Below are 11127 nucleotides of genomic sequence, written 5' to 3'. Positions count from 1 at the left end.
TGGCGCGGCTGCTGGGTGTGCCGATGCCGGGTGTGCCCGACAGCGACGAGCCGTACGTACTGATCGCGCGGGACCTGGCTCCCGCCGACACCGCTCTGCTCGACCCCGCGCTCGTCCTCGGCTTTGTGACCGAGGAGGGCGGGCCGACCAGCCACAGCGCGATCCTCGCGCGGGCCCTGGGCGTGCCGGCGATCGTGGCGCTGCCGGGTGCCGGTGAGATCGCCGAGGGCACGATGATCGCGGTGGACGGCAGCACGGGTGACCTCTTCGTGGACCCGTCCGCGGAGAAGCGGGCCGAGCTGGAGGCCGCGGCCGCCGAGCGCAGGGCGGCTCTGGCCGCCTCGTCCGGTCCGGGTGCGACGTCCGACGGTCACAAGGTGCCGCTGCTGGCCAACGTGGGCGGTCCCGCCGACGTGCCGGCCGCCGTCGAGGCCGGGGCGGAGGGTGTGGGTCTGTTCCGCACCGAGTTCCTCTTCCTGGACGACAGCAAGAAGGCGCCGACCGAGGAGAAGCAGGTCGAGTCCTACCGCAAGGTGCTCGAGGCCTTCCCCGAGGGACGCGTGGTCGTGCGGGTGCTCGACGCCGGCGCCGACAAGCCGCTGGACTTCCTGACCCCGGGCGACGAGCCCAACCCGGCGCTGGGTGTGCGCGGGCTGCGCTCGCTGCTGGACCACCCGGAGGTGCTGCGTACGCAGCTCACCGCGCTGGCCAAGGCTGCCGAGGGGCTGCCGGTCTACCTCGAGGTCATGGCCCCGATGGTCGCCGACCGCATCGACGCCAAGGCGTTCGCGGACGCCTGCCGGGAGGCGGGGCTGAAGGCGAAGTTCGGCGCGATGGTGGAGATCCCCTCCGCCGCGCTGCGGGCGCGTTCGATCCTCCAGGAAGTCGAGTTCCTGTCGCTGGGCACGAACGACCTGGCTCAGTACGCCTTTGCCGCCGACCGCCAGGTCGGCGCCGTGTCCCGACTCCAGGACCCGTGGCAGCCGGCGCTGCTCGACCTGATCGCCATGTCGGCGGATGCCGCCAGGGCGGAGGGCAAGAGCTGTGGTGTCTGTGGCGAGGCTGCCTCCGACCCGCTGCTGGCGTGTGTGCTGACCGGTCTGGGTGTCACCTCTCTTTCGATGGGTGCCGCTTCGATTCCTTATGTGCGGGCGACGCTCGCCAAGTACACGCTGGCCCAGTGCGAGCGTGCCGCGGCGGCCGCTCGTGCGGCGGACAGCGCCGAGGAGGCCCGTGTGGCCGCGCAGGCGGTGCTGTCCGGCGAGTAGCCGGAGGCGTGGGTGGTGTTCCGAGGGGCCTTCGCCGGTGGCGAGGGCCCCTCGGTCCGTCCCGGACCGGTGGGTCAGTGGTGAGGTCCGGGTGCGTCGACCTCGTACCCCGGGCAGTACTCGACGCCGGATTCGGGGGCGACGGGGTCTCCGGTGTCGGCGTCGGTGCAGTAGGCGTTGAAGACGGCCGCGGCCGAGAGGGCGATGAGGCGGCCGCGGTCCAGGCGCCAGCCGTGGACCCGGTCCCCCCGGCCCTCGGCGGTGCTGCGGACCACCAGTCCCCCGGGTCCGCCCAGGGCGAGCCCGGCGGCGAGGACCGTCACGAAGTCGAGGCCTTCCCGGCCCTCGACGCGTGGTGGGGTGTCCGGGTCGTCGGTGGTTTCGGCGTGCAGGACGGCGACGAGTTGCTGTGCCTCGGTCGGGACGCTGCAGACGAAGTGGTGGTGGCCGGGTGGGGCGCCGGCCACGAGCCGTTCGAGTGCGTCGGTGGCGCGCTCGAAGGAGGCCCGGCCGATGTCCTCGCCGCAGTCCGCGCAGCGGCCGACCTCGGTGAGGAGTCCGGTGGCGTACTCCCAGGTGGCCTGGCGGACGGCCTCGTCGACGAGGAGCGGGACGAGCTCGTCGATGGGCTGGCCGGTGTACGGGAGGACGGCGCCGCTGCCGGCCAGCTCGGCGGTGAAGCGGGCGCGGGTCTCGGCGGTGTCCGGGTCGAGGCCGTGCTCCCCGCAGTACTGGGCGTACTCGTCGGGGTCGAAGAGGGCGACGGTGGTGTGGATGCCCTGGGCCGCGAGGGACCGGAGCAGGCCGTCCACCTGGTGGAGGTAGTCCCGGTGGTCGTCGAAGGTGAAGCTGCGGTAGCCGCGCATGGCCGCGAAGTCCCCGGCGTCGGCCAGCAGGCCGACGGTGCCGGGGACCTCGCGGCGCAGCGTGCGGCGCCGGTCGGTGGTGCGGGTCCGGTGCGTACCGGTGTCATTGGTCTTGCGTCGCATGGCTCCCCCTGAGTGCCGCAATCACTTGCTCACTCAGAGTAATGAACGCCACTGACAGTGACCGTTTGCGGCCTCAGCCGCGGGTGCGGGCCAGCTCCTCGTAGAAGTGGAGGAGGTCGATGTTGTCGACGGAGCCGGGGTTGACCGCCTTGGCCAGCGGGGCTCCCTGCAGCAGGCGCTTGACCGGGACCTCGATGCGCTTGCCGGTGAGGGTGTGCGGGATGGCCGGGACCTCGATGATCTCGTCGGGGACGTGGCGCGGGGAGAGTTCCTCGCGGATCGTCGCCTTGATCCGGGCGCGCAGGTCGTCGTCGAGGGTCGCGCCGGGGGCGAGGTGGACGAAGAGCGGCATCCAGTAGCCGCCGTTCGGCTCCTCCAGGCCGATGACGAGGGATTCCTTGATCTCGGGGAGGCGCTCGACGGCCTCGTAGATGTCGGCGGAGCCCATCCGGACGCCCTGCCGGTTGAGCGTGGAGTCGGAGCGGCCGTGGATGATCACCGAGCCGTGGTCGGTGAGGGTGATCCAGTCCCCGTGGCGCCAGACGCCGGGGAACATCTCGAAGTAGGAGTCGTGGTAGCGGCTGCCGTCGGGGTCGTTCCAGAAGTGGATCGGCATGGAGGGCATGGGGTTGGTGACGACGAGCTCGCCGACCTCGCCGATGACGGGCTTTCCGGAGGGGTCCCAGGACTGGAGGTCCGTACCCAGGCAGGCGGCCTGGAGTTCGCCGATGTGCACGGGGAGGGTGGGGACGGCGCCGGCGAAGCAGCTGCACACGTCGGTGCCGCCGCTGACGGAGGCGATCCAGAGGTCCTCGGCGACCTCGTCGTGGAGCCAGCGGAAGCCGTCGGGCGGGAGCGGGGAGCCGGTGGTGGCCACGCACTTCACGGCGGAGAGGTCGAAGTCGCGGGACGGGTGGACCTCGGCCTTGCGGCAGGCCATGACGTACGCGGCGGAGGTGCCGTAGAGGGTGGCCCCGGTGCGCTCGGCGATGCGCCACTGGGCGCCCGTGTCGGGATAGCCGGGGCTGCCGTCGTAGAGCACGACGGTCGTGCCCGTGAGCAGTCCGGAGACGAGGAAGTTCCACATCATCCAGCCCGTGGAGGTGTACCAGAAGAACCGGTCCTCGGGGCCGAGGTCGCAGTGCAGGCCGAGCTGCTTGAGGTGTTCGAGGAGGATGCCGCCCTGCGACTGGACGATGGCCTTGGGGAGGCCGGTGGTGCCGGAGGAGTACAGCACCCAGAGCGGGTGGTCGAAGGGGACCGCCTCGAAGACGGGCTCGGTGTCGCCAGCGGTCAGGGCGGACCAGTCCAGGGCGCCCGCGGGGGCGGGGGTGCCGAGGAGCGGGATGTGGACGACGGCGCGCAGGGAGGGGAGGTCCGCGCGGAGCTCGGCGACGGTGTCGCGGCGGTCGTGCTCCTTGCCGCCGTAGCGGTAGCCGTCGACGGTGAACAGGACGACGGGCTCGACCTGCTGGAAGCGGTCGAGGACGCTGCGGGCTCCGAAGTCGGGGGCGCAGGAGGTCCAGACACCGCCGACGGCGGCGGTGGCGAGGAGGGCGACGGTGGCCTGGGGGATGTTGGGGAGGTAGCCGCTGATCCGGTCGCCGGGGCGTACGCCGAGGGCGCGCAGCTCGGCGGCGAGCGACCCGACCTGGCGGCGGAGCTCGGCCCAGGTGACGGGGACGGGCTCGTGGGTCTCGTCCACGTACAGCAGGGCGGGGTCGTCGGCGCGCGCCGGGTCCTCGGCGGCGCGCAGCGCGTGCTCGGCGTAGTTGAGGGTGGCGCCGTCGAACCAGCGTGCGCCGGGCATCGAGCGGTCTGCGAGGACGGACCGGTACGGGGTGGTGAAGCGGACGTCGAACCATTCGGCCACGGCCTGCCAGAAGGTGTCCAGCTCGTCGACGGACCAGCTGTGCAGCGCGGGGTAGCCGCCGTCGGCGGGGGCTCCGTGGTGCTCGGCGGCCCAGGCCTGGAAGGCGGTGATCCGGGCCGCGGCGATCCGGTCGGGGCCCGGCGCCCAGAGGGGTTCCGGCTGCGTGGCTGAGGTCATGGGTCGGCTCCCGGTCAAGTCTGCGGCTCGCGCTTCGTGTGCGTACGGTGCCACCGCGCGGGGGTGTGGGCGCGGCGGCTCACAGGGACCATGCCATGTGATCGTCCGCTGCACCAGGGTCGGCCTGGCGGGTCGGGTGATCGGCCCGGGGGTGCCGCCGGCGGGTGAACGGCAGTTGAACGCCGTCCCCTCGGCCGGGGGCCGGTGGCAGGGTGAGCGGCATGGACGGTCGTGATCTGGTACGTGCGGTGAAGGACTTGGGTTCGGAGCGCGGTCGGCGCGCGTGGCGCGCGGCCTGGCGCCATCGGCGCTCGGATGCGGTGGGGCTCCCGCGCCGGGGCGCGGAGCGGGCGCGTGTGCCGGGTCTGCTGACGGGTACGGAGGCCCGGCCGGGCGGGGGCGTGCTGCGGTTCGCGCGTTCGGAGCTGCTGGTACGGGTCATGGTGGGCGGCGCGGTGTTCTGGGGCTGGGACGGGGCCGGGCCGACGCCTTCGTACGCGGTGGTGGGCGAGGGGCCGGAGCCGGATCCGCGGGCGGTCCTGGAGCCGGACACCGGGGGCGGCTGGCGGGTGGTGTCGGAGCGGGTGACGGTGGCGGTGTCCCGGCACGGGGCGGTGGAGGTGCGCACGCCGGGCGGGACGGTGCTGCGCCGGGAGGCGCCGCCGCGGTGGTGGGAGCCGGTGGATCCGCGGATGGGCGGGGCGCGGTGGCTGCAGCGCAGCGAGGTGCCGGCGGACGCGCGGTTCTTCGGGCTGGGCGGGCGGGCCGCGGGGCCGCGGCTGCGGGACGGGGCGTACCGGCTGTGGAACACCGATCCGAAGGGGGGCTTCGGGCCGGGGACCGATCCCCTGTACCTGACGATGCCGGTGCAGATGGTGGTCGCGGACGCGGGAACGCATCTGGTGTTCCACGACAACGCGTGGGACGGCCGGGTGCTGCTGCGCGAGGGTGAGGAGGGCGCCGGCTCGGGGGCGGACCGGCCGGGGGCGAGCGAGCTGCGGATGGAGGGCGGGCCGCTGCGGTGCTGGGTGCTGGTGGGGACGCCGGCGCGGGTGATGCAGGGGTGGTCGGGGCTGACGGGGGCGGCCGCGGTGCCGCCGGAGTGGGCGCTCGGGTACCAGCACGCGCGGTGGGGGTTCGGGAGCGCGGAGGAGGTGCGGCGGGTGGTCGCGGGGTACGCGTCGCGCGGGCTCGCGCTGTCGGCCGTACACCTGGACATCGACCACTACGACGGGCACCGGGTGTTCACGGTGGACGCGGAGCGGTTCCCCGATCTGCCGGGCCTGGCGCGGGAGCTGGGCGAGCTGGGGGTGCGGCTGGTGTCGATCGTGGACCCGGCGGTGAAGGTGGGCGACGGGGTGCACGTGTCGGGGCGGGCGGTGGGGGCGCGGGGCGCCTTCGTGCGGGACGCGCGGGGCGAGGAGGTGCGCGGCGAGGTGTGGCCGGGTGAGTGCGCGTACCCGGACTTCACGGATCCGGCGGTGCGCGCGTGGTGGGGCGGGCTGTACGAGGAGCGGCTGGCGCAGGGCTTCGCCGGTTTCTGGCACGACATGAACGAGCCGGTGTCCTTCGCGCCGTTCGGGGACAACACCCTGCCGAGGTCGGCGCGGCACGCGCTGGACGGGGCGGGCGGTGACCACCGGGAGGGGCACAACGTGTACGCGCTGGGGATGGCGCGGGCGGGGTGGGAGGGGCTGGTGCGGCTGCGGCCGGCGGAGCGGCCGTTCCTGTTCTCCCGGTCGGGGTGGGCGGGGATGCAGCGCTACGGGGGCACGTGGTCGGGGGACGTGGAGTCCAGCTGGGAGGGGCTGCGGGCCTCGCTGGCGCTGGTGCTGGGGCTCGGGCTGTGCGGGGTGCCGTACTCGGGCCCGGACGTCGGCGGGTTCGGGGGTTCCCCGTCGCCGGAGTTGTACGTGCGGTGGCTGCAACTGGGGGCCTACCTGCCGCTGTTCCGGACGCACTCGGCGATCTGGGCGGGTCGGCGGGAGCCGTGGGAGTTCGGGCCGGAGGCGGCGGAGCAGGCCGCGGCGGTGATGGCGGAACGGGAGCGCCTGCGGCCCTACTTCGTGACGCTGGCCCATCTGGCGCGGCGGACGGGCGCCCCGTACGTGCGGCCGGTGTGGTGGGGGACGCCGGAGGAGCGGCAGCTGCGGGACTGCGAGGACGCCTTCCTGCTGGGCGACGCGCTGCTGGTGGCGCCCGTGCTGGAGTGCGGGGCGGACCGGCGGGCGGTACGGCTGCCGCGGGGCCGGTGGTACGACACCGCGACGGGGGCGGCGTACGAGGGGCCGGGCCAGATCCTGCTGGACGCGCCGCAGGGCCGGATCCCGGTGCTGGCGCGGGCGGGGTCCGTGCTGCCGGTGCGCTCGGCCTCCGGTGGCGGCACGGAGCTGGAGGTGTGGGCGCCGGCGCGGGGGCGCACGGGGGGCGGGGTGGTGATCCGGGACCCGGGGCCGGGCTTCGGGGCGGGCGAGGTGGAGCGGTACACGGTGCGGTGGGCGGGGGACGCGGTGGTGGTGGAGGACGAGTCGGGGAAGCCGGTGGAGGGGGTCACCGTACGGGGGCTGTAGTCGCGACCCGATCGTGCAACCATCGGTTGCACATCACCTCGGGGTGGACTAGCGTTATATGCAACCGAAGGTTGCGAAAGATGGGGACGGAGACGGCCATGGAGTACGGGAGCATCGAGCGCGAGCTGCACATCGACGCCTCGCCCGAGGTGGTGTTCGAGGTGCTCAGCAGCCCGGAGCACATCCGGGACTGGTGGAGCGCCGAGACCGCCTTCGAACCGGCCGCGGGTGCGACGGGCCGCCTCACGTGGACGGACGCGGACAGCGGCCGGCGCGAGTCCTCTGCCTTCACGGTGGTGGAGGCCGACCCGCCGCGGCTGTTCTCGTTCCGCTGGACCTACGACGAGACGGAGACGGAGGCGGCCGGTCCGGGGCCGGGCAACTCGCTCCTGGTGACCTTCGAACTCGTCCCCGAGGGCGCGGGAACCACGGTCCGCTTCCGCGAGAGCGGCTACCGCGAGCGGGGCTGGGAGGCCGCCGTGCTCGAAGCCCACTACAACGACCACCGGCAGGGCTGGGACTTCTACCTGCCGCGCCTGGTCGCGACCGCCCACCGGCTGGCGGCCGCGCGATGAGCACCGCCGTCGACGACGACCTCTGGTCCGCGATGGGCGACCCGACCCGGCGCCGCATGATCGACCTCCTGCTGGCCGACGGTCAGGGCACCGCGACGACGCTCAGTGCGCACCTGCCGGTGACCCGGCAGGCCGTGACCAAGCACCTGGCCGTGCTCGACCGGGTGGGACTCGTCCGGTCCTCGCCGTCGGGCCGGGAGAAGCGCTATCGGTTGGACGAGGCGCAGTTGGCCCGCGCCGTGGCCCAGCTGAACGCCGTCGGTGAGATGTGGGACGCCCGCCTGCGGCGCATCAAGAGCCTCGCCGAAGCGATCCAGCGGGACAGGAACCAGGACAGGAACCAGGACAGGAGCCGGGACCGGAACACGGAGAAGGAACCCGAGAAGTAGGGGAAAGCAGAGGAAGTAGGGAGATCGAGATGGTGGACATCCTGCACCGGGTGGGCATCAGGGCAACCCCGGAGAAGGTCTACGAGGCACTCACCACGGTCGAGGGACTCGCCGGATGGTGGACGACCGACACCAGCGGGAGCAGCGACGACGTCCTCCGGTTCCGCTTCGGCGACCTCGGCGGCTTCGACATGAAGGTTCTCGACCTGCGCCCGGACGCGCGGGTGCGGTGGGAGGTGGTCGACGGTCCGGCCGAGTGGCTCGCCACCACGGTGGACTTCGAGCTGTCCCGGGACGGGGAGTGGACGATCCTCCTCTTCGCGCACGCGGGCTGGCGCGAACCGGTCGAGTTCATGAACCACTGCAGCACCAAGTGGGCGGTCTTCCTGATGAGCCTGAAGTCGCTGGTGGAGACCGGCGCCGGCGCTCCGCACCCGCACGACGTGCAGATCAGCAACTGGCACTGAGCCGCCACGGGGCCCGGACCGGCAGCAGCCGGCCCGGGCCCTCGCCGCGACCGGCCCGCACGGGGACGGGCTCACGCGGCGACGGGCTCGGGCGGCAACGGGCTCAGGCGTACTCGCCCGCGAACCAGGACGCCGCCGCCCGGGTGTGGAGGGGGAAGGCCAGGGCCGACGGGGTGCGCAGGACGTGCCAGCCCGTGGTCTCGTCCGTCGGCTTCGATTCGGGCAGGTCGGCGGCCGGACGGGTCGGGAGGAGGCCGAAGAGCAGGAGGTGGCCCGCCGGGGAGCTGAGGGCGTCGGCCAGGGCGACCTCCGAGGCCCGGGCCTCGATGCCGGTCTCCTCGCGGAGCTCGCGGACGACCGCGTCGCGCCAGTCCTCGCCGAAGTCGATGAACCCGCCCGGCAGGGCGATGCCGCCGAGGGCCGGCTCGATGGTGCGGGTGATGACCACGAGGCCGGTGCCGTCCGCGTCCTCGACGGGCAGGAGGGTCACGGCCACCGGCAGCGGATTGCGGTAGGCGGTCGCTCCGCAGGCCGCGCAGATGCGGGGCCACTCGGGGGTGGAGTACGGCGCTCCGCAGCTGGAGCAGTGCGAGTCCTTCAGGTGTGCCGGCATCCGGCGATGGTATGCCAAGGGGCATGCGGATGAGGGTTGTTGCGGGGCCGACCACGGCAGCGCGACGCTTCCGGGGGGCCGCCCGGCGACTGTCGCCCCCGTGCGGCCGTGAGTACCGTGCCCGCATGACATTCAGCTCGTACGAGGAGTTCTGGCCGTACTACGTCGCGATGCACTCGCGGGCCGCCACCCGCTGGATCCATCTCACCGGCACGCTCACCGGTCTGGCACTGACGGTCTACGGGGTGGCGCGCGGCCGCAGGCGCTACCTCGCCGCCCTTCCCCTGATCGGGTACGGGACGGCCTGGCCGGCACACTTCCTGATCGAGGGGAACAATCCGGCCACCTTCGGGCATCCCGCGTGGTCGCTGCGCGGGGACGCGCAGATGATCGCGATGATGCTGGCCGGGCGGGACGCGGAGTTGGCGGAGATCGCGCAGAAGTGGCTTGCCGAGAACCCGTGTCAAGGATGCCCGCCCGTGGCAGACTCCTGAGGTTCCAGATTCCTGACGATCCGTCAGGTCACTGACCAGGGAGGGGCATCGTGGCACGCACACGCACACCCGTCGTGAGCGGGTGGTTCACCGAGGACGGGCCGGACGGCGGAGGATTCCGGCTGCTCGGCACCCGCTGCTCTGCCTGCACCGCGGTGTTCTTCCCGCGCGAGGACGCCTACTGCCGCAATCCGCACTGCCCCGGCGGCGGCGACCTCGCCGAGGTGGCCCTCTCCCCCCGCGGCCGGGTCTGGTCCTACACCGACGGGCGCTACCGGCCGCCCGCCCCGTACGTGTCCGACCCGGCCGCGGCCTGGGACCCGTACACGCTGGTCGCGGTGGAGCTGGAGGCCGAGGGGATGGTGGTGCTGGGGCAGGCCGCGCCCGGGGTGGGGGTGGCCGATCTCGCCGTCGGGATGGAGGTCGAGGTGGTCGGGGGCGTGCTGAACGAGGACGCCGGGACCGCCTGGACGACCTGGCAGTTCCGGCCCGTGGGGGGCGCCGAGTGAGCACCGACATCGCCGTCCTCGGGGCCGGCATGCACCCCTGGGGGAAATGGGGCCGCAGTTTCGTCGAGTACGGGCGGACCGCCGCGCGCGCGGCGCTGGCCGACGCCGGCCTCGGCTGGACGGACGTGCAGTCGATCGTCGGCGCCGACACCGTCCGCTCCGGATACCCGGGTTACGTGGCCGGCGCCACCTTCGCGCAGGCCCTCGGCTGGCAGGGCGCGCGGGTGACCAGCGTGTACGCGGCCTGCGCGTCCGGCGCCCAGGCCATCGGGGCGGCCCGCGCGCAGATCCTGGCGGGCCTGGCCGACGTGGTCCTCGTGGTCGGCGCGGACGCCGCGCCCAAGGGGTTCTTCGCGCCGGCGGGCGGCGACCGGCCCGACGATCCGGACTGGCTGCGGTTCCGGGTGCTGGGCGCCACCAACCCGGCCTACTTCGCGCTCTACGCCCGGCGCCGGATGGCCCTGCACGGGGACACCCTGGAGGACTTCGCACGGGTCAAGGTGAAGAACGCGGCGGCCGGGCGGCTCAATCCGCTCGCCCGCTACCGCAAGGAGGTCACCGCGGAGGAGGTCGCGGCCTCGGCCGTGGTCGCCGATCCGCTGCGGCTGCTCGACATCTGCGCCACCTCCGACGGGGGCGCGGCCCTGGTGCTGACCAGCATGGACTTCGCGCGGGCGCGCGGGGTGGCCGATCCGGTGCGGATCCGGGCCGTCTCGACGGTGACGCCCACGTATCCGCGGACGGTGCTGGACCTCCCCGACATGGCGACCGACTCGTCGGTGGCCGTCGCACCGGCGGCCGGGTCCTTCCGGTCCTCGATCGCCCGCGCGGCCTACGAGGAGGCGGGGCTCGGCCCGGACGACCTCTCGCTCGCCGAGGTGTACGACCTGTCCACCGCGCTCGAACTGGAGTGGTACGAGGACATCGGGCTGTGCGGGGAGGGCGAGGGCGCCAAGCTCGTACGGGAGGGGGCGACGGCACTGGGCGGCCGTGTCCCGGTCAACACCAGTGGCGGGCTGGCCTCCTTCGGGGAGGCGGTACCGGCGCAGGCCATCGCTCAGGTATGTGAGCTGACCTGGCAGTTGCGCGGTACGGCAGGGGACCGGCAGGTGCCCGGCGCACGCGCCGGGATCACCGCCAACCAGGGGCTGTTCGGGCACGGGTCGGCCGTCGTCGCCGTGCGCTGAACAGCGTGTGTTGTCC

General features: G+C 73.6%; 11 protein-coding genes (1 of these 11 running past the window's edge). 8 read left to right on the top strand and 3 right to left on the bottom strand.

All coding sequences use genetic code 11. From position 1 onward, the window contains the following. A protein-coding gene (gene ptsP / locus B6R96_RS29495) for a phosphoenolpyruvate--protein phosphotransferase (RefSeq protein ID WP_030389920.1) crosses the window boundary here: on the top strand, window positions 1-1268 show its 3' portion. 403 nt of this gene lie to the left of the window's left edge; 1268 of the gene's 1671 nt are visible here — the last part of the coding sequence; its start codon lies off the left edge, out of view; it ends in the stop codon at window positions 1266-1268. Window positions 1269-1342: 74 nt separating this feature from the next. Here the strand turns inward: ptsP and B6R96_RS29490 are convergent, their stop codons facing one another. Together B6R96_RS29490 and B6R96_RS29485 are read right to left on the bottom strand one after the other, a co-directional pair. Next, entirely contained in the window at window positions 1343-2257 is a 915-nt protein-coding gene (locus B6R96_RS29490; RefSeq protein ID WP_081524108.1) for a hypothetical protein, read from the bottom strand. Between the two features lie 73 nt (window positions 2258-2330). Continuing rightward, on the bottom strand, window positions 2331-4307 hold the full coding sequence (locus B6R96_RS29485; RefSeq protein ID WP_081524107.1) for an acetoacetate--CoA ligase: 1977 nt from the start codon (window positions 4305-4307) through the stop codon (window positions 2331-2333). A gap of 221 nt (window positions 4308-4528) precedes the next feature. On the opposite strand from B6R96_RS29485, the gene B6R96_RS29480 reads away from it, so the two are divergent. From B6R96_RS29480 to B6R96_RS29465, 4 genes are all read left to right on the top strand, one after another. Then, window positions 4529-6877: a glycoside hydrolase family 31 protein gene (locus B6R96_RS29480; RefSeq protein ID WP_081524106.1), complete on the top strand. Its 2349-nt coding sequence runs from the start codon at window positions 4529-4531 to the stop codon at window positions 6875-6877. A gap of 80 nt (window positions 6878-6957) precedes the next feature. Next, window positions 6958-7452, top strand: a complete 495-nt coding sequence (locus B6R96_RS29475; protein ID WP_237291546.1) for an SRPBCC domain-containing protein — start codon at window positions 6958-6960, stop codon at window positions 7450-7452. Beyond that, window positions 7449-7841, top strand: coding sequence for an ArsR/SmtB family transcription factor (locus B6R96_RS29470; RefSeq protein ID WP_081524104.1), 393 nt, complete (start codon window positions 7449-7451; stop codon window positions 7839-7841). The genes B6R96_RS29475 and B6R96_RS29470 overlap by 4 nt, the downstream gene beginning before the upstream one ends. Before the next feature lie 29 nt (window positions 7842-7870). Further along, the gene (locus tag B6R96_RS29465; RefSeq protein ID WP_053704707.1) at window positions 7871-8308 is read left to right on the top strand and encodes an SRPBCC family protein; all 438 of its coding nucleotides are present in this window, start codon (window positions 7871-7873) and stop codon (window positions 8306-8308) included. A gap of 103 nt (window positions 8309-8411) precedes the next feature. Here the strand turns inward: B6R96_RS29465 and B6R96_RS29460 are convergent, their stop codons facing one another. Continuing rightward, a complete protein-coding gene (locus tag B6R96_RS29460) occupies window positions 8412-8921 on the bottom strand; it encodes an NUDIX domain-containing protein (RefSeq protein WP_030389927.1) in 510 nt (169 codons plus the stop codon). 125 nt (window positions 8922-9046) lie between these two features. Here B6R96_RS29460 and B6R96_RS29455 point away from each other — a divergent pair, with 125 nt between their 5' ends. The 3 genes from B6R96_RS29455 to B6R96_RS29445 are packed head-to-tail and all read left to right on the top strand — an operon-like array spanning window position 9047 to window position 11111. Beyond that, the gene (locus tag B6R96_RS29455) at window positions 9047-9415 is read left to right on the top strand and encodes a DUF962 domain-containing protein (protein ID WP_053177066.1); all 369 of its coding nucleotides are present in this window, start codon (window positions 9047-9049) and stop codon (window positions 9413-9415) included. Window positions 9416-9465: 50 nt separating this feature from the next. Next, on the top strand, window positions 9466-9924 hold the full coding sequence (locus tag B6R96_RS29450) for a Zn-ribbon domain-containing OB-fold protein (protein ID WP_081524103.1): 459 nt from the start codon (window positions 9466-9468) through the stop codon (window positions 9922-9924). Next, a complete protein-coding gene (locus tag B6R96_RS29445; RefSeq protein WP_081524102.1) occupies window positions 9921-11111 on the top strand; it encodes a lipid-transfer protein in 1191 nt (396 codons plus the stop codon). Before B6R96_RS29450 ends, B6R96_RS29445 begins: the two co-directional genes overlap by 4 nt. The last annotated feature ends 16 nt before the right edge of the window (window positions 11112-11127 follow it).

The sequence above is a fragment of the Streptomyces sp. Sge12 genome (assembly GCF_002080455.1).
GTDB lineage: Bacteria > Actinomycetota > Actinomycetes > Streptomycetales > Streptomycetaceae > Streptomyces.
This window is presented reverse-complemented; position numbering and strand designations above follow the sequence as displayed.

Bases quoted from the DNA above. Each gene is read 5' to 3' on its own strand.
- B6R96_RS29490 (WP_081524108.1), bottom strand. From the start codon at position 2,257: ATGCGACGCAAGACCAATGACACCGGTACGCACCGGACCCGCACCACC.
- B6R96_RS29485 (WP_081524107.1), bottom strand. From the start codon at position 4,307: ATGACCTCAGCCACGCAGCCGGAACCCCTCTGGGCGCCGGGCCCCGAC.
- B6R96_RS29480 (WP_081524106.1), top strand. From the start codon at position 4,529: ATGGACGGTCGTGATCTGGTACGTGCGGTGAAGGACTTGGGTTCGGAG.
- B6R96_RS29475 (WP_237291546.1), top strand. From the start codon at position 6,958: ATGGGGACGGAGACGGCCATGGAGTACGGGAGCATCGAGCGCGAGCTG.
- B6R96_RS29470 (WP_081524104.1), top strand. From the start codon at position 7,449: ATGAGCACCGCCGTCGACGACGACCTCTGGTCCGCGATGGGCGACCCG.
- B6R96_RS29465 (WP_053704707.1), top strand. From the start codon at position 7,871: ATGGTGGACATCCTGCACCGGGTGGGCATCAGGGCAACCCCGGAGAAG.
- B6R96_RS29460 (WP_030389927.1), bottom strand. From the start codon at position 8,921: ATGCCGGCACACCTGAAGGACTCGCACTGCTCCAGCTGCGGAGCGCCG.
- B6R96_RS29455 (WP_053177066.1), top strand. From the start codon at position 9,047: ATGACATTCAGCTCGTACGAGGAGTTCTGGCCGTACTACGTCGCGATG.